Origin of the sequence: Eubacterium sp. AF17-7, assembly GCF_003461285.1 — a bacterium.
GTDB lineage: Bacteria > Bacillota > Clostridia > Lachnospirales > Lachnospiraceae > Eubacterium_U > Eubacterium_U album.
This window is the reverse complement of sequence record NZ_QTWU01000001.1, coordinates 598,692-623,766: the sequence shown is the minus strand read 5'-3', so window position 1 is coordinate 623,766 and position 25,075 is coordinate 598,692. Positions and strand designations below refer to the sequence as shown.

At 33.4% G+C, this 25,075-nt stretch carries 23 protein-coding genes; all 23 read right to left on the bottom strand.

Annotation, left to right across the window (positions count from 1 at the left end):
- Positions 1-207 (bottom strand): hypothetical protein, encoded by a 207-nt coding sequence (locus DWW96_RS02595; RefSeq protein WP_117908826.1) that lies wholly within the window; start codon positions 205-207, stop codon positions 1-3.
- 190 nt (positions 208-397) lie between these two features.
- Positions 398-1,336, bottom strand: a complete 939-nt coding sequence (locus tag DWW96_RS02590; protein ID WP_117908824.1) for a hypothetical protein — start codon at positions 1,334-1,336, stop codon at positions 398-400.
- Positions 1,337-1,579: 243 nt separating this feature from the next.
- A complete protein-coding gene (locus tag DWW96_RS02585) occupies positions 1,580-5,548 on the bottom strand; it encodes a glycosyl hydrolase (RefSeq protein WP_117908822.1) in 3,969 nt (1,322 codons plus the stop codon).
- A gap of 132 nt (positions 5,549-5,680) precedes the next feature.
- Complete coding sequence (locus DWW96_RS13915; RefSeq protein WP_158562627.1) at positions 5,681-5,833, bottom strand: hypothetical protein; 153 nt, start codon at positions 5,831-5,833, stop codon at positions 5,681-5,683.
- A gap of 20 nt (positions 5,834-5,853) precedes the next feature.
- Positions 5,854-7,713 (bottom strand): hypothetical protein, encoded by a 1,860-nt coding sequence (locus DWW96_RS02580; RefSeq protein ID WP_117908820.1) that lies wholly within the window; start codon positions 7,711-7,713, stop codon positions 5,854-5,856.
- 402 nt (positions 7,714-8,115) lie between these two features.
- Complete coding sequence (locus tag DWW96_RS02575; RefSeq protein WP_347496326.1) at positions 8,116-8,673, bottom strand: NUDIX domain-containing protein; 558 nt, start codon at positions 8,671-8,673, stop codon at positions 8,116-8,118.
- 8 nt (positions 8,674-8,681) lie between these two features.
- Positions 8,682-9,893, bottom strand: a complete 1,212-nt coding sequence (locus tag DWW96_RS02570) for a transglutaminase domain-containing protein (protein WP_117908816.1) — start codon at positions 9,891-9,893, stop codon at positions 8,682-8,684.
- A gap of 81 nt (positions 9,894-9,974) precedes the next feature.
- Complete coding sequence (locus tag DWW96_RS02565) at positions 9,975-11,708, bottom strand: tetratricopeptide repeat protein (RefSeq protein WP_117908814.1); 1,734 nt, start codon at positions 11,706-11,708, stop codon at positions 9,975-9,977.
- A gap of 450 nt (positions 11,709-12,158) precedes the next feature.
- A complete protein-coding gene (locus DWW96_RS02560) occupies positions 12,159-13,850 on the bottom strand; it encodes a L,D-transpeptidase family protein (RefSeq protein WP_117908812.1) in 1,692 nt (563 codons plus the stop codon).
- Positions 13,851-14,073: 223 nt separating this feature from the next.
- Positions 14,074-15,240, bottom strand: coding sequence for a nitronate monooxygenase family protein (locus DWW96_RS02555; RefSeq protein WP_117908810.1), 1,167 nt, complete (start codon positions 15,238-15,240; stop codon positions 14,074-14,076).
- Between the two features lie 129 nt (positions 15,241-15,369).
- The gene (locus tag DWW96_RS14600; protein WP_336306685.1) at positions 15,370-16,167 is read right to left on the bottom strand and encodes an acetyl-CoA carboxylase carboxyltransferase subunit alpha; all 798 of its coding nucleotides are present in this window, start codon (positions 16,165-16,167) and stop codon (positions 15,370-15,372) included.
- A gap of 15 nt (positions 16,168-16,182) precedes the next feature.
- Positions 16,183-17,019: an acetyl-CoA carboxylase, carboxyltransferase subunit beta gene (gene accD / locus DWW96_RS14595; RefSeq protein WP_117908806.1), complete on the bottom strand. Its 837-nt coding sequence runs from the start codon at positions 17,017-17,019 to the stop codon at positions 16,183-16,185.
- Positions 17,020-17,132: 113 nt separating this feature from the next.
- A complete protein-coding gene (locus tag DWW96_RS02540) occupies positions 17,133-18,479 on the bottom strand; it encodes an acetyl-CoA carboxylase biotin carboxylase subunit (RefSeq protein WP_022089912.1) in 1,347 nt (448 codons plus the stop codon).
- 30 nt (positions 18,480-18,509) lie between these two features.
- Positions 18,510-18,932 carry a 3-hydroxyacyl-ACP dehydratase FabZ gene (fabZ, locus tag DWW96_RS02535; protein WP_022089913.1) on the bottom strand — a complete coding sequence of 141 codons (423 nt, stop codon included), beginning with the start codon at positions 18,930-18,932 and terminating at the stop codon, positions 18,510-18,512.
- 106 nt (positions 18,933-19,038) lie between these two features.
- Entirely contained in the window at positions 19,039-19,488 is a 450-nt protein-coding gene (gene accB / locus DWW96_RS02530; protein WP_022089914.1) for an acetyl-CoA carboxylase biotin carboxyl carrier protein, read from the bottom strand.
- Between the two features lie 44 nt (positions 19,489-19,532).
- The gene (gene fabF, locus DWW96_RS02525) at positions 19,533-20,768 is read right to left on the bottom strand and encodes a beta-ketoacyl-ACP synthase II (RefSeq protein WP_117908804.1); all 1,236 of its coding nucleotides are present in this window, start codon (positions 20,766-20,768) and stop codon (positions 19,533-19,535) included.
- Positions 20,765-21,505: a 3-oxoacyl-[acyl-carrier-protein] reductase gene (fabG, locus tag DWW96_RS02520; protein ID WP_117908802.1), complete on the bottom strand. Its 741-nt coding sequence runs from the start codon at positions 21,503-21,505 to the stop codon at positions 20,765-20,767. Before fabG ends, fabF begins: the two co-directional genes overlap by 4 nt.
- Positions 21,499-22,425 carry an ACP S-malonyltransferase gene (fabD, locus tag DWW96_RS02515; protein WP_117908800.1) on the bottom strand — a complete coding sequence of 309 codons (927 nt, stop codon included), beginning with the start codon at positions 22,423-22,425 and terminating at the stop codon, positions 21,499-21,501. The genes fabG and fabD overlap by 7 nt, the downstream gene beginning before the upstream one ends.
- A 90-nt stretch (positions 22,426-22,515) precedes the next feature.
- The gene (gene fabK, locus DWW96_RS02510; RefSeq protein ID WP_117908798.1) at positions 22,516-23,439 is read right to left on the bottom strand and encodes an enoyl-[acyl-carrier-protein] reductase FabK; all 924 of its coding nucleotides are present in this window, start codon (positions 23,437-23,439) and stop codon (positions 22,516-22,518) included.
- Positions 23,440-23,670 (bottom strand): acyl carrier protein, encoded by a 231-nt coding sequence (acpP, locus tag DWW96_RS02505; protein WP_022089919.1) that lies wholly within the window; start codon positions 23,668-23,670, stop codon positions 23,440-23,442.
- Between the two features lie 136 nt (positions 23,671-23,806).
- The gene (locus tag DWW96_RS02500) at positions 23,807-24,067 is read right to left on the bottom strand and encodes a hypothetical protein (protein ID WP_117908796.1); all 261 of its coding nucleotides are present in this window, start codon (positions 24,065-24,067) and stop codon (positions 23,807-23,809) included.
- Positions 24,060-24,629, bottom strand: a complete 570-nt coding sequence (locus DWW96_RS02495; protein WP_022089921.1) for a sigma-70 family RNA polymerase sigma factor — start codon at positions 24,627-24,629, stop codon at positions 24,060-24,062. The genes DWW96_RS02500 and DWW96_RS02495 overlap by 8 nt, the downstream gene beginning before the upstream one ends.
- A gap of 196 nt (positions 24,630-24,825) precedes the next feature.
- Positions 24,826-25,035 carry a fibronectin type III domain-containing protein gene (locus DWW96_RS02490; protein ID WP_117908793.1) on the bottom strand — a complete coding sequence of 70 codons (210 nt, stop codon included), beginning with the start codon at positions 25,033-25,035 and terminating at the stop codon, positions 24,826-24,828.
- Positions 25,036-25,075: the final 40 nt, after the last annotated feature.

Genomic DNA, 25,075 nt, shown 5'->3' with positions numbered 1-25,075 from the left:
TTATAGTTCAAATTCATCGTCATCATCCAAAATCATTGTTGGCACAGCACAAGCCATTGAATTCATAGAGCAGTCTGCTGTTCCATTAACAATTTCTTTTTCAGTTGCATTCTTGTCCTCAACCTTTACATTAATATGTCCCTGTCCTTTAGCCACTCCTGCATCAAGCATTGCTACGATGTCATCAATCATCTTATCGTCATTCATTATTAACTGCCTCCTTGTAAAATATTTATTATGATACCACAATTATAATTGCGATTAATTCAAAGCAATTATTATGTTATCTTTGCATCGATAATTATTTATTAATAATATTATACTTTCTTGTAAGTTTTATTAATAAATTTATTATTTCATTAATAATTATAACACCATTATTCAAATTTCTGTTTTTTTATTTACCTTTTATCATCTCATACACTTTTTCTGCATTGATGTCATGTCCGTTTTCTTCTATTACTTTGGCTATTTTTTCTATCGTTTCCCTATCTTCTTCTAAATCTTCAGCGATTTCTTCAATGCTTTTTCCTTTTTGTATCTTTTTATTTACCATAGATATTAACATTAACATTTCACCTTGCTCTATTCCAGCCTTTTCTCCATCACGGTACGCATCCCGCCTTACATAGCCCATCGTTTCTTCTTCATCATATTCCGTTAACAAACTCATAATTACCTCCGCCTTATGCTCTGTTAGGAAGTCTTGTAATATATTATTTTTTATGCAGTAGGACACTGCATTTTCAACTGCTTCTTCCACCGAGTCATACTTCTTTTGATTTTCATTGATTCTGTCTATAAGTATAACATATTCCTTTAAAATTTGGCACTTGGATAATAATTCTTCATTATGTCCTTTGTTTATGTTAAGCACTGTTGCTGTCCATTCAAACTGACCTTCGTTCTGTAATGCTGAAAATGCGTCTGACAGTTTCAATATTACCTTATCCCCTAGTTTTTTCTTTCCATTGTAAAATACATAATACTGCGGCGTCGGTATTTTTATAAGCTTTTCGCTGTATATGTTAAGCTTATTTGCCTTTATGTATTTTGAAAATAGTCTTGCGCTGTAAAGAATTCCTCTTAGAGGCATGTTCGGATTCCACGTGCTTTGTTGCTCATACATTGCCATATTGCTTTGTATGATGCACGACACGTCATTTTTCATTCCCATATATATGGTGTCTTCAATTGTGTTAATTTCAAGTTCATTCTCATCTTCGTAATTCGTTCCATTCAGTGCATTAAATAATTCAAGTAAGTTTTTCTTATACTTCGGATATCCAAATAGCATGCAAAAAATCCTGTCTTTATACTTTCTGTTTATTCCCACCTTTATACCTCCTCGTCAAAGTAGTATTAGTTGCTTATTGTATGTGTTTCTTTTTATTATACATACTGTATGAGATATTTCAAGCATTTTATTTATAATCCGAGAATTGGCAAATAAAATAGTGCCATCTTGCAATGAAGCATGGCACTATTCTATATTTTTTTGTAATTATGTAATTATTTACACTACATTTTTAATTTCTAAACAACTTTTATTTCTAGAAATTTTTTATTCTTAAACTTCTTATTTCTTAACAACTTTTTTCTTAGTCCATTTGCCATAGATACGTTTATTATCAACGATTCTATATGCTCTGGCTTTAACGTAAAGTTTCTTTGCTTTTGCTAAGTTTTTACTTGAAACCTTGAAGATATAAGATTTCTTATTTTTCTTAACAAGTTTTGTCATTGTAGCTTTTTTGGCAAATTTCTTTGAAGATGAAAGTTTTACCTGATAGCCTGAAATATTGTTAATTTTCTTAAATGTAATTATTAACTTCTTTACAGATGCTTTCTTTGTAATTTTTGCACTCTTAATCTTTGCTTTGCTAACTTTTACAGCCTTTGCCTGATTCTGGCCATTTATTGTATCCTGACTTGTAACTGTTGTCTTAGCAAAATCATCTTTCCTAGTTGTTGTATCTGATGACTGAGCTTTTGTTGTTTCGCCCTGTCCATTGTTTGTTGTCACTTCACCAGGTGTTTCACCCTTTCCTGTTGTCTCACCAGGATTATCTGACTTAGTTGTTGTCACTTCATTTTTAGTAGTTGTTTCCGGCTTAGTTGTTGGTTCTTTTTCACCTGTAACTTTTATTGTTGAAGAAATACCTTTTGACTCTTTTCCATTTAATACTGCTTTGACTTCTACAGTACGGGTTCCGGCATAAATCTTATCAATTGTATAATTTCCTGCTGCAACTGATGATAATTTTAATGTTCCATCAACATATACATTGTACAACTGACCTTTATCATTCTGTTCCTGTGTTGCCCTAAATGTAACTGAAATCACATTATCTGCAGGCGTTCCTAAAACAAGGCCTGTTGCATCTGTAGGTGCATTTTCATCAACTGTTGTTTCTTCCTGTTCACTTTCATAATCTGATAAATCAGGAGCTGTAGTAGGCTTTCCATATTTTACAAGAATATAAACCTGCTTATTGCCACTAACAAGTTTAATTGTGTTATATGTATTTTCAGTCAACGTATTTTTAACAGAAAATTTGAATACTCCGTTAAGCGTACTTAATGACTTTTTATTCAAATAAGCATTCGTATTTTCTGATGTATAGATTCCCTGATATTCCATGTAAAATGTATCATTTGCATCCAATAATTTGACACCTGCATTGAAATCATTCCTTAACACTCTGTAAGATATTTCAACTCCGTTAGATACTCCAAGCGACGTATACTTACTATCATCTTCATACTCCTTAGTTGTTTCTATCTCTGTAATATCATAGTAAAGTTTCAATACAAGTGAACCATCTTCTGCAATTACACCACTCTGAACTGTACCCTCTACTTCAGGGTTAAATTTGTATCCCTGATATGTATTTGCTACAGCTGTTACTTCATTTCCAATCTTTCCTGACTTCTTTTCTGTATTAAAAAGATTGTAATTTCCATTTCCATCTGACAAATAATGTTCAACCTTATATGTTGATTTTGTTGTGACTTCTCCATCGCCTGTTGTTGTCATTGAATGTGGTTTTGCAACTATTTCTGTTCCATCTGAGAATGAAACTTTAACATCTTCATCTGTTGTGTTATAAGCTGTGTATGTCATTTCGCCGTCTGCATTTTTAAATGCACACGCAAGCGGATTATCACTTGTAACTGTCAAATCAGGTGTACCATTTTTCTGCATTGCCATAATCCAGTTAAATGCATGTGCTTTTGATTCACCTGCTTCCGGGTCACACTGTTCATCAAAATACTCCAATGCTTTGTCAGGGTCTGCCATTGCAAGATATTCACTCCAAATTTCATTCCAACGCTTTGGATTTTTTTCATTTTTACCATTATAATTCTTTTCATTTCTTTCTGCTGTTTTCCAGTTTGTTAAAATGAAGTCCTTATTAGCTGCTGCATAAAATGAAGCAGGAGTCATAGGTAAAATGTTAATTCCCTGTATCTGTAAAGGTTCATCAGTCCACCATGCGGCATAAGTATATTTTCCACCCCATACCATTGATGCCTGACTATATTTAGCGTTTTCGCCTTTTCCTTCTGTATACTGTTCATCTAAAATATCGCCATCAGTATCAAACCAGTAGCAATTTACTGAAGATACTTCTGTTGCATATAAGTACATTCCAAGTGATGTCAATTCTTTATTACCTGTAGCCTGACCATATAAAATAAGTCCTGCCCATGCATTAATTGCTTCTGAACTTGATTCCTGGTTATTTCCATCACCAAAGTTTGCATGACCTGATGCCCATGAATGTCCTTCATATGTTGAAAAATATCTTAAAAATGGATATCTTGAATTTGAATTATTTTCTTCATATGTTGCAAAATCTCCAATTATTTCATTAATTACATTTTGATATTTCTGAATAAATTCAGGGTCACGCATTGCTACCTGAGCTGCTGCATTTACAAAATATCCGTAATGAAAATGATGATCTGTCATACCATCTACAGTGTAATAAGCCTGAGGGAATCCAAATAAGCTTCCTACTTCTTTATCATAGTAAAAATATTTGTCATCATCTTCACCATCTGCTGTAAACCAATCAGCCAATTCATTTTCTATGCCTTTTAATAATTTATCAGCTGATTGTGTATCTCCACAAGCTTCTGCTGCTTCCATAACCTGAATTGCACGATTCAATTTCTTACCTGTGTCGTATGTGTTTACTTCATATGACTCTTTTGTAAGTCCACCATCATCTGTAGGACCATATACATCCATAAAATCATTTACATACTGTCTAAGTGTAGCTTTGTCTGACTCATCAATACCCGGTAATGTTGGAAGAATTCCTGTATATTGTAATGTAGTCTGATAAGAATCACCAATCAAATACTTCATTGTTCCTCTGATTGTTCTTGCAGTATAATCCATGTAGTCATATCCGCTCATATTCTTATACTGATGTGGCAAAATTCCCATTACAGTACCATCTGCTGTACTTTCAGCCTTTTTATCAACTGTATATTTGTATGTTGTCTTAATTTCAGCACCATTCTGTGTAAATGATGTTTTTGTACCTGTTATAAAATTATAAGCATATGGTGCAAATGCATCTTTAACTTTCTGTGCATCTGCATCCTTCTTTCCATTTGATTCCATTAACCATGCCATAGACATATAAGTTCTATCTGATGGTAATGTGAATGTCAAATCACCCATTTTGTTATCAGCATATTTTGCTGTTGCATCTGCCTGTGATACTTTTGTACCTTCAGGCAAATATACTGCATAGTAATCATAATCACTATATCCTGATATTAAATCTGCATTATCATATACTCTGATAATTAACTGTGTTGAATCTTCTAATGTAGTTCCGTTGTAGTATGCAACTTCACTAGGAAGTGTTCTAGGTCTTTGTAATGTAATTGTATTTCCACCTTCAACCTGGAAATATGCAAATGGGCTTCCCTGTACCATTGTTGTCTTCAAATACTGTGATGAATCATTTGCATTTTCCATTACAACGTCTGTTAACCACTCATCTGATTTATCAACTTTTGTACTTGCAAATGTATAGTCTGTACCTACAATAAAATCAGACATTGTTCCCATACTGTTCATCGACATTACAACAGTCTGTGTATATGTATCTTTTATAATCAAAGTAGATGGTTTTGACACATACATTCCATTTGCGGTTCCACAATATGACATTGGTATTGCATAAACACATTCTCCAAATGCAGATGTATTATAATTCCACAACATTGATGATGAGAAACCACCAACATCTATTGCATTTGTATTTGCATCGTAATTGTCTGTTGTAAATCTGTAAGTTCCCTGATTTGCCCTTGTTGGCAGTTTGTCTAGCAACATCTTATTTGTCTGTACTACGTCTTTATTTCCGTCCCAATAAGACCATGTACCTGTTACTTCCTTAGCAATGCTTCCTAACTGCTCTGCCTGAACTTCTTTCGTTCCTTCAGGCGATGTTACAGGTGTTGCTATCATTGTTGCTGTAAGTAAAACCGCAACTGATTTCTTTAATTTGTTTCCCATAAGTTACTCCTTTATATTTCATTTTAAAGGATTGTACAAATACCTGTCACATGCCAATCCTAAATTTTATTTTTAAAAAAAAGACGCTCTTAGTGCAACCTAAGAGCATCTTTTTGTTAGTCGTATTTAATTTTAATAGAAGTCTGACCAGTTTGTATTTTTATTAACATCGATTAAAGTATCTGTAGAATCTCCTGCTTCTCCACCTATACCACTTGTAGTTATTACGTCTTTTGTATCAAATTCTATTATGTCCATCTCAGGACTAATATATTTTTTCTTCATTAAGATTTACCTCCATCAAATTACTGATTATCTTTTTTTGCTGCTGCAGCATATGCATCTACAACATCTTTTTGCGCTTGAGTATACTTATTTTTATATGCATCTGATCCCTGAACTTTTTTAGCTACTGTTGAAGCAGATCTAACATTATCACCTTTTGTCTCTACTGACGCATATATTGTCTTTTCTGTCTTTTCAGCATTATTATATTTGATAGTAACATATCCTACGCCAACAAAGTCTGTACCATAATTTACTTTGTTAAGTTTTACAATTGAACCACAGAATGTTCCAGTTGTATTTTCATACCATCCACTGTTTGTGATATCCAATTTTAATTTACTATCATCTTTTACAAATTCATCGTTTACAACTCCATTTTCACCTAAAATTGTTGAAGTAGTAATGATTGTTCCTGTTTTTATAACAGTTCCGTTATTAAGTATTTCATCTAAACTAAGATTATTACCTGATGTAATAACTGTCTGGAATCTTAAACCTGTTGGTGTTGCTAATCTAATACTTGCTCCCTTTACCATTGCTACTTTTAAGTCAATGCTTGTAACTGTAATATTTTCGTTTACAGTAATTTCATCACCTGGAGCATATGCTACTTTGTTTTTTGTATCATAATAACCCTGTGCATTATCGCCAAATGTATATGTGCTTCCTTCTTCTACTTCTGTAGGAGTTCCGTCTACTGTTACTTTGTATTTTGTTTTTTCAGTTGCCGAAACAACTTTAAAATATATTGTAACAGTTTCGCTTCCATAATGATTTGTTACTACTAATTTATTGTATTCTTTACTAAATGAAGTCTTTGGAATTTCTATATCAGCACCTTCACGAGGTATAATTGTTTCTCCATTCAATTCAACTGATTTAAACTTAGCAGCTAACGTAAATGCCGCATAAAGATTGTCACCGTGCATTTCCGGTTTAACTGACACTTTATCTGATGCTTTATTTGCGATATAATATAACATTGTATTTTTTGAATCTTTAACTTCAGTCCAATCTTTAATTGTTGACGGGTCAAGCGTCTCTGTTGTTTCCTCTGACCCTGTTGTTTCTGTTTCTTTAGAAGGTACTGTAACACTAATCTCTGAAATATCTGATTCGCCTGCTTTATTTACTGCACTAACACCAAATTTGTATGTTTGTCCAGCTTTAAGCCCCAACTCTTCAATTGTAACAATTCCACCATTTGTTATATCTTTTTTATATTCACCATCTAAATAAAATTTATAACTTGTAGCTGTTGCCACATTAGCAAATGCAATTGTATAATTTGTCTTTAAATCATTAATATTGGCAACTAATCCTGTTGGTGCTACTGGTTTCTGTAATTCTGTGCTTTCTTCAGTTGAAGTATCAACTTTATTACCCGTTGCAACAATAAAAGTAACATACTGTGTTTCATCTTTGCTTGTTACTTTAACAACATTATATGCATTATTATTAATCCAAGTTTTTGCATTTACATGAATTTCAGCAGATGCATATGCCTGAACACCTTCTGCTCCCTCTTCAACTTTTACGCCGTTTATTTCTAATGTTGCATCAGGATATACTCCATGCCATGTAACATTCATAAACATTTCACCATAGAAATTTAAGTTTCCATCACCTTTTGTCATCCAATTTACAATATCTCCAGTTGATTGTGATGTATCAACAGCCACTCTCCACTTTGATTTTGTTGTCTCTGCCCCTTTCATATAGGATTCACCTTTGTTTTTATAATCATAAGTAAGTTGACTATAATCTGTATCAGCCTTTGCCTCTCTTGGATTGTAAATCGTAAGTGATGTTACAACCATTGCTATCGCACATATTATTGCGATTATTCCTTGTTTCTTCTTTGAAATAACATTCATGTTTTTTCCCCTTTCAGTTAAAATATTCTGTCAAATCATATACTGATTTTCCATTTCCTTAGATAATTTTACCAAATTAAAACAGTTTTTTCAATTACCCATAGTCATAGTTGTATACTTTTTATTTACTTTTTCCATTTTACTCACTATTTTACTGTTTTTTATCATATTATTTAACAATTTACAGTCATATATTTTGTTGATTATGTACAATTTAAAACATTTTTATCTTTTCAAGCATAAAAATGTTTTTACTATTTTTGTGATTTTGCACAAGCAAGCGTATTAAATGTTATCGCAAACATTATAAAACGCCATTTAAAAAGTTGCCGAAACATTTTTATTATTATTCAAATATTTCAATAATTTCTTAAACGGCGTTTATTTTATCGCAATAATTATTTATTTAATTTTCTTTCCCAGCATCTCTAACTCTTCCATTTTAATACAATTTGGTATTGTATTATTCTCTACCATAAAAACTACATCATCATATTTCATCCATACAACCGATTCAAGTTCTTCTTTTTGTATATTGAATTTGTCGGCCTCCATATTTCTTTCTATGTAGTAAATGTTGCTAACCTGATTATCTATAAATGTTTCTCCATAAAATACATTTGTTCTTTTTCCAACGGTCTTGCCACAATACACAAACTCGTCTTCTTTAGCATCAATTCCAAGCTCTTCCTTGAGTTCTCTAATTGCAGACGGAATAAAATCCACTCCTGCCGGAATATGTCCTGCGCTTGAGCAGTCAAGACACCCCGGATGTGAGTCTTTGTTTTTACTTCTTTTCTGCAAGAGAATTTCCATACTTCCATTGTTTTTGCGAACCACCCACACATGAGACGTTCTATGTCTTACTCCCGTTTTATGTGCTACAGTTCTTTCAACTGTTTCTCCTGTCGGATTTCCATTTTCATCAACCACATCTAATATTTCCATTGTCATCTCCATCCATATAATTATTTCTTTATTTTCTTTATTTTCTTTATTTTTTTAACTGTCGACCATTTAGTGTATATTTTTCCACTACCTGCTTCTCTGTAACCACGTACTCTAAAATAATATGTTTTCTTTTTACTTAATTTTCTAAATTTGTATGTTGTCTTTATTGTTGTCATTTTTTTCTTTGAGGCAAATTTTTTATTTGTCGAATATTGAATTTCATATCCTGTCGCTTCTGCAATTTTATTAAAACTGATTTTTTTTCTTGTCAGTTTCTTAATTGATGTTTTATTCATTGTAAATGTTGAATTAACTGTTTCAGCCGATGCAACAGCTTCAACTCCTTCTACATAATCATCTGCAGCCATAGGATATGCAGCATAAAAGTTTTTTGTCTTGTAATCATCAGTTCGTGTATGGTCTTCAAATACATCGCCTTTTAAGAAATATTCATATGGATGACCAAGTTTGTAATTTGCCGCATCCCATGTTGCATCCACATTGTAATACAGATTTCCCAGTTTAACTATATTCCATCCGTGATATACATCTGTATTTGTTCCATGGCCTGCTATCACTCTGGATGAAATCCCCTGCATTTTTACCAATCTGTAAAACAGAGTTGCATATCCCTGACATACTGATTTACCTGTAGTCACTGCTGCATAAGCCGTAAATTTCATATTGTTATCGCTGTAATCATATGTTACATTGTGGCAAATATAATCATAGATAGTTTTTACTTTTTCATAATCTGTTGTTGTTTCCGTGAAACTAAAACTCTCATTTATTATATTTAATTCTTGTGTCAACATCTGTTCCTGTTCTAAAGAAATAAAGTAATCTACATTAATTGTGTATTTTGTATAATATGTATTGCTTCCCTTCTCTTTACGCATAAGGGCGTTGTAGCTTGCTGCCATGCTTGACATTTGCCAATATAAATAATCTCCTTCGTCCGGATTTGTAGTTTCTGCAAATGCATTATTCCATATTCGATTAAATACTGCATACAAATCTTTGTCTTTTGTTCTTACATATACTGTTACTGTATTTGCGTGTGCCTTTACCTGTTCCCTAATTTGCGCTGAGGCATTTGCTTCGTCTGATGTATATTTTGTTACATCTACTCTGTATGGAATTTCTAACGCTGATACTTTGGTAGGTGCTGCTATAGACGAAAGCATAAGCACCACAGCTATAATTATTGAATATATTCTTTTCTTCATTTCTTCCCTCAAATTATTTATTTTATTATAGGGCTGTTACACTAACTTTAATTAGCACAACAGCCCCATTCATTATGTTTATTATTTTGTTTTCTTATATTTTCTTATATATGATGCTCCATCATAAGATAAAACTCTCTTGATTTTCTTAGAAGTTTCTCTTGTAAGAATGATTTTATAATTATGAACATCTTTTAATTTGTACTCAACTCTTTCAGATGCAACATAAATTTTTCTAACCTTTTCTTTCGTGCTTATGATTTTATCATAATCTAAATATGTGTCAGTTACATGAAGACACAACTCTCCTTTATACAATAACGTGCTTATTGTCATTGTGTAATCACCCTGGTCACCTTTCATTTTCCAGTTTCCAACCCAGTTAGAACTTGCTGCTATAAACTCGTCCATTTCTTTATAAAGTTTTCCAGCCGGTTCATAATCATCTTTAACTTCTTTTAATGTGCTTAATGCTGAAGCCAAATCTCCTGCTTCTGCAACCGGAACAGCCTTTTCATAAATAATCTTGCCATACTGTGCTGCACTATCTGCGTATCCTTTTATTAACTTAAATACTGCAGTTGCTTCGTCTACATTTCCTTCTGATAAAACTTTCATTGCATAAGCGTATCCGTATTCATCGTATGCTGCTTTTACATTTTTATCTGCTTCATAAACGGCATTGATTGTTGACCATGCTTCTGTTACATAAGCTAATTTATACTGTGCTAATGCTATTCCTGTCTGGCAATTTAGTTTTACTTTATCTTCTGTTGCTGTATTATATCCTTTTGTATAATAATCCAATGCTGCTTCATACTGTTCACCCTGTGCTGACTGCTGTCCTAAATTGTAGTAAGACTGTGAAAGTAAATTATTTGTTCCTTTGTAGCCTGTTGTTTTTTCAAAATACTTTAATGCAGTTTCAAAATCCTGCTGGTTAAATGCAAGAAATCCAATCTGATAGTTTGCTTCCTTTAATACTTCTTTACTGTTTCCAAATCCATGAAGGTTTTCACAAATTTCAATTGCTTTCTGGAATTCACCCTGATTGTTGTATTCTTTAGCAATTTTAACCTGATGATTTGGTCCGATTACTGTAAGGTAAACTATTGCGAATATTATGACTGCTACGCTGGCAATACAAGCTGCAATTGCTGCTGCCATTTTCTGTTTCTTCTTGCGTGCATCTTTTCTTTCGCCTTCACGTTTTTTTCTTTTCTCTGTTCTAAGAGTTATATCATATTTTCTCTTAGCATAATCGTACATTTCTTCACAGTTCTTGTACCATCTTAATGTTTCAAGAATCTCTACAACTTTTTTAAGATTTTCGGAATCCTCTAATACAATCAACTCTTCGCATTTATTGTATTTGTCTTCGTATTCCTGATCCATCTTTTGTCCAAATTCTTCAGGATTAGTTATCTCAGGATGTGCTTCAAATATATCATCCTTTATCCATTCACTTCCGTCATCTTCGCATACAACTTTGGTTATTTTTAATTTAAATTTCTTTGCCTCTTTATCTTCTATTGGCAAATGTACATTGTTTCCAAATTTTGCTCCCGGCTCTAAATGAAGTTTCAAATACTGATGCTCCATTTCTAATATATTTTCTTCTGCTTCATCTGATGCATAAATTGTCAAATCTACTTCTGACAAAACAGCATCGCAGATATTCATAAAATTAATTGTTAAAAGATTTCTTTCGCTTACAGTGTCATACTGCAATACGCCTCCCTCTATTAGGACAGGACATCCGTAAGTCCACTGATTATTTTCAAGTGTTAATATATCTTCGTATCTCTCAGCCATCTTTTTATCTCCTATTGTTATTACTTGTGAAGTATTGTTTTGATGTGTTTATTTTATAGACTTTTTGTTTGTTACGTATTTATTCTTTTTATCTAAACACATCCGTAATTTCTTCTCAATTGTATTTTTATATTTACATCTTTTGTATTTTACCACAAATATCATTCATAAGGAAGAGTTCATGTTAATTTGAATAATTAAAAGCTTTTGGTTTTTTTGGAATATTGTGGATTGTTTCATGGCGAAAGTGTTCCAACTTATATGTTACACTTCAATCACTTGAAACATAATAAAACACTCCATTCTAAGATATTCAAGTCAATGTATAATAACTTGTTTCTTAGAATGGAGTGCTCTCTATAATTACATTCAAATTCCTATATTCAAATAGTAATTTCCATTATGTTGCTTTAACTCCTATATTAAAATAGCAACTACCATAATACTACTCTAATTACTATATTCTTTAAATTTCTTCTCAGCTGCCTGTAACTTGTCATAATTAGTTACATATTTTTTAGCATCTGAGTTGATTTTGTTGTACATGTATCTTGCATCTTTTATTGTATCGCCACTGTTCTTAGTTACAGTGCCGATGGCATCAATTGCTTCAATTGCAGCCTGAGCAATTTCAGAAGAATTCTGGTATGTAACTGAGCCGGATTCTGTTCCCGGAAGTTCATATACAATTACAGGAGTTCCTTTTTCAACATATCCATAAATCTTTTTTGCAGTAAGATATGGAAGATTTATACAGCCATGAGAACCATCTGTTTTGTAGAAATTGCTTCCAAACTGGCTCTTCCATATTGCATCATGCATTCCTATATCTTCATCAAATGGCATCCAATATGATACTGTTGACTCATATGTTTCACCTACAAGCACTGAATATCTTTCCTTGTATGTAATTCCATAAGTACCTGTATGTGTTCCATGATTTGTAGAAACATTTCCTGAAACAAAATCAGTATCTAAAACTTTCTGACCATCTTTGTATACGAACAAATGCTGTGAAGTCAAATTAATTTCTACGTATGAATCTCCATAATCCTTTTTGCCATGACTTGCAGCCTCCTGGTAATAAACAGGCTTTCTTTCACCGCTTTCACCATTTTCAATCTGCTGCATTAAACCCTCAGATTCCTTAGCTGTATTAAGCCACCAACCGTAATCACCGCCATTAACTTTTACAGTCTTTCCATATGTTGTTTTAAATTCTCTGTTTGAAAAAATTGTGTCGTACTTCTTTCGTATTGAGTCAACAAATTCATCAACTTTTTCCTTACTTAATGAAACATTATTTCCATCAACAACAAGCCAACCTGAAATAACACTTCCGTCAACAACTTCCTGAGTATCACCAAAATTATATGTAATTGTTGTTCCCGTGTATTTATTTAACTGATTTAAAACTGTTGTAAGCTGTTCACTGTCAGATGCAATATTAGGCACGCGATAACATCCTTCTTTATCCAAATCAACTTTTTCTTTTAAAGAAGAGATAGTATTTTCAAGGCACTCAATTGTTTTCTTTTTATTAAGAAAGTTCCCTTGTTTAGCTTCAACTATTGTATATCCGTTATTATAATCAGATATAGATGCATTAGTCGGCTTATCAGCATATTTAGAATCTAAACCTTTTAAGTTATTTACAAATTCAGCAAGTTTGTCGCTATCATATTCTATCATCTGCTTCTCTTCATGATTTGTACCGGTTGCAGTAAACCAAACAAATTGATTCTGTTCTTTTACAAGATTGTCCAATGACTCTCTTGAAACTACTTTCATATCAATATCTTTTCCTGCAAGAGTTTCAATATATGTAGCTGACTTTTCTTTACCTCTTTCAGTAATTGTAAGTTCATAATCCTTTATAGCATTTTCAACTTCATCTGCTGTCAATTTAGATACATCTATTCCGTTAATATGTGTTCCCTTGTAAAAATGAGTTGTATAATAAACCGTTCCATTTACATATATTGCCACCAAAGCTATGCATACTATTCCTATAACTATTCCTATGTATTTTTTCAAATTAGAAAAAACAGGCTTATTTCTTTTCCTCTTCTTTACAGGTTTCTTTGATTTGTATCCTTTTCCACTTACACTCTCGTATCTGTCTTTTTTGTTGTTCTCCATTCGCACTCACCATATTCTTTTCATAAGTATATTAGAATTCAAGTAAAAAAATGATATAAGTTTGTATACTTTTCTTACTATACAGACCTATCACATCATAATTATATCTTAACAGTGAGAAAATACAACCGTATGTTCTGTTGAAAAATAATTTTGTTAAAATTGCCTATTTAACTGCCTATAAAGCCACTTTTTTTAACATCTTTTACTGCTTATAGCATATTTAAAAGTAATTTTTTATAATATCTTTTACTGTTGATATATCGTTAATTTTATATGCATACGCTCCACAAAATATTAAGCCTTCATCAACATTTCCACTTACGGCATTTATCAAAGCATCCGTGATACAATAAGGTGTCTCTAACATGTTGCATGTAGATACACATTGATGACATTTTATAGGTGCAATTCTCCCCTCTTTCTTAACCCTTTTAAGAAATTTGTTGTTTATTGCTCTTGCTGGCATTCCAACCGGACTTTTTATTATTTCAATATCATCTTTTTTACAATTCACATATGCCATCTTGTAATTTTCATGGGCATCACATTCTTTTGTGGCGACAAATGGAGTTGCCACCTGAATTCCTGATGCACCTAATTCGAATATACAATCTGCATCCGCTTTATCATATATCCCTCCTGCAACAACAACCGGAATATCTTTTTCACATTTTTCTTCATATGTGTGTACAAAATCTATAATATCTTTTATTTCATCTGAGTATAATTTTGTTTTTGCCCTATTATCAAATTCTAAATTAACAGAATTTGCTTTCTGGCATACATTTATATTATTCGTTTCTGTTTTATTATACTTGTCTGTATTTTCTGGTTCGTCATTTCGGCATACATTATATTGTTCAATTTCATCCGGTTTAAATCCTAAATGCCCACCGGCATTTGGTCCTTCAACTATAACGCAATCAGGAGTCGTGTTATAATTTCTCTCCCATCTTCTAAATATGATTTGTGCAGCCTTTTTAGATGAAACTATCGGTGCTAATTTCACTTTACTTTTCCTTGCAAGTTCAGGCAAATTGAGTGGAAGTCCGGCTCCGGATATTATCATATCAACGCCTGCATCGATTGCAGCTTTAACATATTTATCATAAAATTTTGTCGCAACCATTATATTCGTCGCAATTATTCCACCATGACTGATTTCTTTTGCTTTCTTTACTTCTTTTTTTATTGCCCTCAAATTTGCTTCTATAGGATTTCTATCCCAGTCAGGCTCTTTATAACCTATTTGTGCCGTGCTTATTACACCTATTCCTCCCTCAAGCGCCACTGCCCCGGCAAGTCCTGAAAGACTTATTCCAACGCCCATTCCACCTTGAATGAGTGGAATTTTTGCCTCTAATTCACCAATTTTTAATGATTTCATTTATATCTCCATATTTAGTTTGCCTAAATTTGTGTAGTGTTTTCATTTTTCCGTTTTTTTCAACTCAACTATTTATGTTTTCGATTTTTTATTTTCCAACTCTGCTATTTATGTTTTTGAATTCATATATTACATTTGCCTGAATCTTTCATATCTTTGATTTCTGATATATTCAGGATTTTTGTCTTTGTACTCATCAGCAAACTTTAAAATTTCTTTTTTTATTTCTTCAGCTATTATATCTACATTTTCAAGTGATGCCTGCTGTTCTTCTTCAATAATCCCATCAATTATACCTAGTTCAAGCAATTTATGAGATGTGCATTTCATCACGCTTGCAGCTTCATCCGCTCTTGAACCGTCTTTCCAAAGAATTGTTGCAAATCCTTCAGGAGAAAGTATTGAATACATTGCATTCTCAAGCATTAAAACTTTATTTGCCACTGCATTTGCCAAAGCTCCTCCGCTTCCTCCTTCGCCTATAACTATTGTAAGAACCGGAACTTTTAGTCCTGACATTTCAAATATACTTTTTGCAATCGCTTCTCCCTGTCCTCTTTCCTCTGCCTCAATTCCCGGATATGCTCCCGGCGTGTCTACAAAGCAAATAATTGGGCGGTTAAATTTTTCTGCCTGCTTCATAAGTCTGATTCCTTTTCTGTATCCTTCAGGCGATGGCATACCAAAATTTCTGGTAATATTCTGTTTTACATTTCTTCCTTTTTGCTGAGCTATTATCGTAAAATAGCTGCCATTGATTTCACCAATTCCACCTACAATTGCTCCGTCATCTCCATAAAATCTGTCACCATGTAATTCTAAAAATCTGTCAAATATTTCATTTATATAATCAAAACTATATGGTCTGTCTTTATCTCTGGCTATTTTAACGCGCTCCCATGGCGTAAGTATTTGTTCCATTTCTATGCCCTTTCGCTTTGCTTAATTAGATAAAATAAGAAATTCCAATGTTTTCTTCAATCTTGTTCTAGTCACAATTTTATCTATAAATCCGTGTTTCAATAAAAATTCTGCCCGTTGAAATCCTTCAGGGAGTTTCTGATGAATTGTCTGCTCAATTACTCTTTGTCCGGCAAAACCAATCAATGCTCCCGGTTCAGCAATTATTACATCTCCAAGCATTGCAAAACTCGCCGTAACCCCTCCTGTTGTTGGGTCAGTTAATACTGAAACATATAAAAGTCCTGCTTCATCATGTCTTTTAACTGCCTGGCTCGTTTTTGCCATTTGCATAAGAGACACTGTGCCTTCCTGCATACGGGCTCCACCTGAACAGCAAAACATAACAACCGGTAATTTTTCTTCAGTTGCTTTCTCAAATAATCTTGTAATTCTTTCTCCTACTACGCTTCCCATACTTCCCATTATGAAATCCGCAGACATTACTCCGATTGCAACGTCCTTTCCTTTTATTTTTCCTTTACCTGTTATTACAGCCTCATCGAGTCCTGTAATCTTTTTTGTTTTTTCAATTTTTTCTATATAATTTGGAAAATTTAGCGGATTATCCGTTGTAATATCTTTGTGCCATTCCTCAAAGCTCCCTTTGTCTAACACCATTTCTATTCTTTGCTTTGCATTAATTCTGAAATAATGTTCGCATTTAGGGCATACATATTTATTTGACACTAAATCCTCAGAATAGATTATTTCTTTACATTTAGGGCAGCGCATAAACATTCCATCAGGAACATTTGATTTGCTGCTTTCATTCTTTACTATTCTTTTTGGAGTTTTTTTCAACATTTCTTTTAACATTTTTTAACCTCTGATTTCAAAGCATCCATATTTTTACAACCCATTTTTATCTCTATCCCCGGGCATCATAATTTTTATTGTCTTTAGCACATGACTATTCATTGCAATGATTTTTAACCTCTATCATCCAAACGTCTGTTGATTTCCAGTGCATTCCCTTTGGCAAATTCATTTGAATTAATAATTTCATACTGTAAATCTAAATTCGTTTTTATCCCATCAATTACAACTTCCCCTAGCGCACTTCTCATTTTCTCAATGGCCTCTTTTCTGTCGTGGCCGTGAACTATTATTTTTGCCACCATCGAGTCGTAACACGAAGGAATTTTGTACCCGTGAAACAATGCGGAATCTACCCGTATTCCATTTCCTCCCGGGAAATGAAGTTCATTTACGGTACCTGGGCATGGGATAAAATGATTGTCAGGGTCTTCTGCATTTATTCGACACTCTATTGCACATCCCGAATGTTTTACATCGTTCTGTGTCATTGTAAGTTTTTCACCTGCTGCTACCATTATCATTTCTTTTATCAAATCAACTCCTGTCACCATTTCTGTCACAGGATGTTCTACCTGAATTCTTGTATTCATTTCCATGAAATAAAAATGTTCACCATCTTTATCAAGCAAAAATTCTATTGTTCCTGCACTGTAATATTTTGCAGCCTTTGCGGCTTTAATTGCCGCTTCTCCCATTTTCTTTCTTACTTCTTCTTTTAAAACAACCGAAGGAGTTTCTTCAACTAACTTCTGATGTCTTCTTTGAATACTGCAATCTCGCTCTCCTAGTTGTAATACATTTCCAAATTTGTCCCCTATAATCTGAAATTCGATATGTCTTGCATTTTCCACAAATTTTTCTATATACATCTGGTCATCACCAAAGGCAATTTCTGTTTCTTTTTTTGCAGTTTCAAATAATTTTACAAAATCTTCGCTTTTTCTTACTTCCCTCATACCTTTTCCGCCACCGCCTGAAACTGCTTTTACTATTACCGGATAACCTATTTCGTCAGCTATTTTCTTTCCCTGATAAGCATCTGTAAGAGGCTCATTTGTTCCCGGAACTACAGGTACTCCTGCTTTAATCATAGTTTGTCTTGCTATAGATTTATTTCCCATATTTATCATACTTTCTACTGAAGGCCCGATAAATTCTATATTGCATTCATTACATATTTTTGCAAATTTGCTGTTTTCTGATAAAAAACCAAATCCAGGATGTATCGCATCTGCCTTTGTAGCAATTGCTGCACTTAATATTTTTTCTATATTTAAATAACTATCTTTTGATTTATAAGAACCAATACACACACATTCATCCGCAAGTTGTGCATGAAGTGCATCTTTATCTACTTCTGAGCAAACTGCCACTGTTTGAATTCCCATTTCTCTACAAGCTCTTATTATTCGAACAGCGATTTCGCCTCGATTTGCTATTAGAATTTTTTCAAACATCTACTTTCTCCTTTTCGACTAACAACATTTTCACTGTATTGCAAATACAAGTTCTGCCTGTGCGCAAAGTTCACCATCCACATACGCTTTTCCTTCACCTATACCAAGTGGTCCACGCACTCTAGTCATTTCCACTTCCATTCTAAGCACATCTCCCGGAACAACTTTTCTTCTAAATTTAGCGTTTTTAATTCCACCAAACAAAGGAGTTTTTCCTTTATATTTATCGTCTGATAATAAACTGACAGCTCCTACCTGTGCCATTGCTTCAATAATAAGCACTCCAGGCATTACAGGCTGATCCGGAAAATGTCCTGCAAAAAACGGTTCATTATAGCTTACACATTTAATTCCTACTGCTCTCTTTCCTACTTCCATTTCTTCTATTCTGTCTACAAGTAAAAACGGCTGTCTGTGAGGAATTATATCCATTATTTCCTTTGTGTTTAACATATTAATCTCCATTCTGTTGCAAATGCGCAACTTTTTTAGCATTTAAGATTCATTATTTCTATAAAGCGATTCTTCACTTTTCTAATCTTCTAATTAATACAGTTTCTTATTTGCTAACTTTTACGATTACCTGTCCATACTCTACTAAATCTTCATTTTCAACCAGAATCTCTTCAACTACGCCATCACATGTTGCACTAATTTCATTCATTAGTTTCATGGCTTCAATGATTCCTATTGTTTGACCTTTTTTTATTTTGTCTCCCACCTTAATAAACGGTTCTTCCCCCTCAGCTCTTGCCGCATAAAACGTTCCAACCAAAGGACTTTTTATTTCTTCTAAATCATCACTTTGTCCTTCATTTTCATTCACGCCCACAGTTCTAATAGTTTCTACATTTGCATCAGGCAAATTGCCTGGAACTGTTAAAGCTGCCATTGCCACACTCTGTTCTGCCTTTATATTTAATTTAAAATTTCCTTCTTCAACTGATAATTCTGTTATTTTTGATTTATTAACCTTATCTATCAGTTTTTCTATTTGCTCATAATTCATTTTAATTTCCTTTTCATAATCATAATCATTTATTTTTTCAGCTATTATGCTTCAAATTTTTTAACCATTATGCTGCCGTTATGTCCACCAAAACCTAACGAATTACTTATGGCATAATTTACTTTTCTATTAACAGCCTCAGGTGTGTAATTCAAATCCAATTCTTCATCTTTTACTTTAAAGCCTGCTGTTTTATGGATGTAATCTTCCATAACCGATTTGATACATACGATAAATTCCACAGCCCCTGCTGCACCTAACATATGACCTACCATCGACTTTGTTGAATTTACATTTAAATCATATGCTTTATCACCAAATGCTTTTTTAATTGCCATTGTTTCAAATAAATCATTATGATGTGTACTTGTTCCATGTGCATTTATATACTCAACCTGCTCAGGTTTTACATTTCCATCTTCCATCGCAAGCATCATAGCCCTTGCTGCACCTTCACCATCTTCGGCAGGTGATGTAATGTGAAATGCATCACATGTTGCTCCATATCCTGCAACTTCACCATATATCTTTGCTCCGCGCTTTATTGCATGCTCGTATTCTTCTAATACAACAACTCCTGCACCCTCACCCATAACAAATCCACTTCTTTCTTTGTCAAATGGGATTGAAGCTCTTAAAGGATTTTCCTGTGTTGAAAGTGCTGTAAGTGCTGAAAATCCGCCCACTCCTATTGGGCAAACTGATGCTTCCGTTCCACCTGCAAGCATAATATCTGCATCGCCATACTGAATGTATCTGAATGCTTCTCCTATCGAATGTGTTCCTGTTGCACATGCAGTTACGATGTTTAAACACTTGCCTTTACAGCCAAACTGAATTGCCACATTTCCTGCTGCCATATTTGTAATCATCATCGGAACTAACATCGGGCTAATTCTTCCCGGTCCTTTTTCAAGTAACTTTTTATGTTCTCTTTCCATCGCCTGCAAGCTTCCAACTCCTGAGCCTATAGAAACACCCATTCTGTTTTTATCTGTTTTTTCCAAATCAAGCCCTGAATCTTCAACTGCCTGTTTTGCCGCTGCTACTGCATACTGAGAAAACAATTCCATTCTTCTTGCTTCGCGCTTATCCATATATTTTGTAGCATCAAAATCTTTAACTTCTGCTGCAAGTTTTACCTTAAAATCCGTAGTATCAAATTTTGTTATCTCTCCGATTCCTACTGTTCCTTTTTTCACATTTTCCCAAAATGTATCTATGTCATTACCAATTGGTGATATTATTCCTAATCCGGTTACTACTACTCTTCGTTTCAAATTCCCATACCTCCATCTACTCCGATAACCTGTCCTGTAATATATCTTGCTCCATCAGATGCCAAAAACAGCGCCGTCTGTGCAATATCATTTACATTTCCAAGACAATTAGCCGGAATTCCTGATAAAATCTGTTTCTTCACATTTTCATCCAGCTGACCCGTCATATCAGTTTCAATAAATCCGGGTGCAATTGCATTTACAGTTATATTTCTGGAAGCCATTTCTTTTGCAAGCGATTTAGTCATTCCTATTATTCCTGCTTTTGAAGCACTGTAATTTAATTGTCCTGCATTTCCATGAACTCCAACTACTGAAGACATGTTAATTATCCTTCCGTTTTTTTGTCGCATCATTTGTCTTGTTACATTTTTCATACAATTAAATGTTCCTTTTAAATTAACATCTATTACATCGTCAAATTCCTGTTCTGACATTCTGAGCAAAAGATTATCTTTTGTAATCCCTGCATTGTTTACAAGAATGTCTATTCTTCCATAAGTTTTTACAACATATTCCATCATTTCTTTTACTTCATCAAATGAGGCTACATTGCATTTATAAGCTTCTGCTTTTCCCCCTGATTTAATAATTTCGTCAACAACATTTTCTGCCTTTTCCTTAGAGCCTGCATAATTTACTATTACAACTGCGTTATTTTCAGCAAATGTCTTTGCCACCTTAGCGCCTATTCCTCTGGAAGCTCCTGTAACAATTGCTACTTTATTACTTAACATATTTCTAATCCTTTCAGTTTTTCTAAATCATCCACTTTTTCAATATTTATTACCGTTACATCTTTATTGATTTTTTTAACAAATTTAGAAAGTGTTTTCCCCGGTCCTATTTCAACAAATGTATCAACTCCATCATCTATCATTTTTTCAACACTCTGCATAAATTTTACAGGTGCTGAAATCTGTTTTTTTAGAAGTTCTTTTATTTGTGAATTATCATATATGTAACTTGCATTACAATTTGCCACATACGGCATTTTAAGTTCTTTAAGCTCAATATTTTTCAATTCTTTTTCCAGCTTCTCTCCTGCCCCTTTTAGCATGGCAGAGTGAAATGGTCCGCTTACCTTAAGTGGCAAAACTCTCTTTGCTCCATTTTCTGCTAAAGTTTTTGAAGCTTTCTCTACTGCATCAGTTTCACCTGTTATAACAATCTGACCCGGACAATTATAATTTGCAACTGCCACTTCTCCTTCTGTATTTTTGCAAATATCATCAATTTTATCTGCATCCATTCCAAGCACTGCTGCCATTGTTCCTTTACCATCCGGAACTTCTTCATCCATAAACATTCCTCTTTTTCTTAGGAGATAAACCGCATCCTCAAATGTAATTGTTCCGCATGAATAAAGGGCTGCATATTCTCCAAGACTTAATCCTGCACACACGTCAGGCTTTACTCCTGTTTTTTCAATCTGTTGTAAAATTGCTGCGCATACTGTAAACATTGCTGCCTGTGTATACTGTGTATTGTTTAAATCTTCATTTTCTTCAAAGCACATCTTTTCCATATCAAATCCAAGAATCTTCGTTGCTTCTTCAAAGTATTTTTTACTGTCTTCATATTTATCAAAAAAATCTTTTCCCATTCCAAAATACTGAGCACCTTGTCCCGGAAAAATAAATGCCGTCTTTCCCATGTTTCCTCCTAACTTTGAGTTATAATTCATGTTTTTTATTTGATACACACTTACTTTTATTTTTTTGTTCAAAAAATTCCAATTAATTTTTTATAATTTCAAAAGTTTTTCTGCCTGATTTTCCATTTCTTCAATTATTTCTTTGCAGCTTTTCGTTTCGTGTATAAGTCCTGCTATCTGTCCTGCCATAAAAGAGCCATTCTGTGTATCTCCATCTTGCACTGCCTTTCTAAGCGAGCCTAATGTGAGATATTCTAATTCTTCAAATCCTGCACCTTCATTTTCCATTTTTACATATTGTCTTGTCATATTATTTCTTAATGAACGTGCCGGATGTCCATGGCTTCTTCCTGTTACAACCGAGTCAATATCTTTTGCCTTTAAAACTTTATTTTTATAATTTTCATGAATATTTGTTTCGTTTGCCACTAAGAAACATGTACCTGCCTGAATTCCTTCAGCACCTAACATAAACATTGCTGCCATGCCTCTTCCATCGCCTACGCCACCTGCTCCAATTACAGGAATTTCTATCGCATCAGCTACCTGTGGTATTAAAGTCATTGAAGTTGATTCACCAATATGGCCGCCTGATTCACATCCTTCTGCGATAACCGCGTCAACTCCGGTTCTTTCTAATCTTCTTGCCATCGCTACAGAAGCAATAACCGGAATAACAGTTATTCCCGCTTCTTTCCACATTTCCATATATTTTTCAGGATTTCCTGCACCTGTTGTAACTACGGGAACTTTTTCTTCAACAACTACTTTTGCAACTTCATCTGCTGATGGACTAAGAAGCATTACATTTACCCCAAAAGGCTTATCTGTTAATTCTCTTGTCTTTCTTATTTCCTCTCTAACTACTTCTGCTGGAGCATTTGCCGCACCTATAATTCCAAGTCCGCCGGCATTTGACACAGCAGCTGCCAAATGATGGTCAGCTACCCATGCCATACCTCCCTGAATAATAGGATGCTTAATTTTAAGCAATTCTGTTATTCTTGTTTTCATTTATGCCTCCACGCCTTTTGATGTTAAATAGTCAGCAACATCCTGAACTGTCTTGATATTCTGTAATTCTTCTGATGGAATTTCTACATTAAATTCATCTTCTAATGCCATAACTAATTCCATTAAGTCTAATGAATCTACTTCCAAATCTTCTTTGAAAGAACTTGTTGCTGTAATTTCTCCATCAATGCTTAAATTTTCTTTTGCTAATTCAATAATCTTTTCTACCATTTTTTTAATTCCTCTTTTCTTTTTGTTCCACTTTTTTAACGCGGACATATACTTATACACAAAAAAAAATAAAACCTTGCAATTTTTTTGCAAAATTTTATTTTTTTTATTTTTTTAATATCTTATTGATTCACTGTTATGCAGCCTTTCGCTTTTTGTGAATAACTCTGATTGCAACAATTATTCCTGTTGTAAGGGATGCCGCAAGCACACCCACTTCAGTAACTCTTCTTACTTTCTTGTTATTCCACCATTTTTCAAGTAGTGTTTCTTCAAATTTTAGCTTTTCAATATCTTCGTCCGGATAATCTGTTTCAACTTCACTTATATCTATTTTACTAAATAAATCAATTAACTTGCTTTCAAAAATCGCATTTTCAATTATTGGATTACTCATAACTTTCTTCTCTCCTCTGGAATTCCTTTTTCATTTTCTTTCTAAGCCTTGATAAATATGAATCTACCGTAGTAACTTCCATATTCATTTCCTGCGCTATCACTTTGGAACTCTGTATGTAAAAATATTTTCTAATAACCAATTCTTTTTCTCTTGGTTTTAAATCATCTAATATATTTTTAAGCAAATTTACATCTTCTTCAATCATTGCCCTGTCTTCAGGTCCTTTGCTTATGGAAACATAATTTTTAAGCATTTCTTCCGCGTCCCCATGTTCAAGCATTATTTCATCTTTGCTTAAATCTCTTATTCTGTTAATCGCCGTATTTCTTGCTACATATTTTAAATATGTCTTAAGTGATGCTTTTTTCAAATCGATTTTATGTGCATTTTTCCATACCTTAAAATAAGTATCATTCAGGCATTCTTCTACATCTTCCGGTCTGTTTCCCACAATATTTGAAATAATGTAACTAAGTAACTTGTCATATTTTCCTGATAATTTATAAAGAGCTTTTTCGTCTTTATTTATCAGCAACTTTAAAATTCTTTCATCTGTCACTTCTTTGTTCTCCTTAAGGATTTTGTACGTACATTAACTTATACACTATTTTTATCATAATCTTGCAAAAAAATCTCTATTTTTTTGAATTAGATTGAATTTGGTTAAAAAAAGCTGCCGCATAAATACGACAGCTCTTCAAATATAATATTTTACATTTACAATTTAGTTTTCAATACAACTTATTTTTCAAGCCTTACTTTAACTTAATCTTTACAGCCTTTGAATATTTGCCATATACTTTTGTTCCATTAACGATAACATACGCTCTTACTTTTGCAAAATATTTTTTATTTGGTTGTAACTTTTTAACTGTAACAGATAACTTCTTTGCATCTACTGTTTTTGTTGTCTTTTTAGCAAATTTCTTTGATGTTGATACTTTTACCTCGATGATTCTAATCACTTAAATTCATTTTTGTTGTAAAAATTTAAGTCTATTTTTC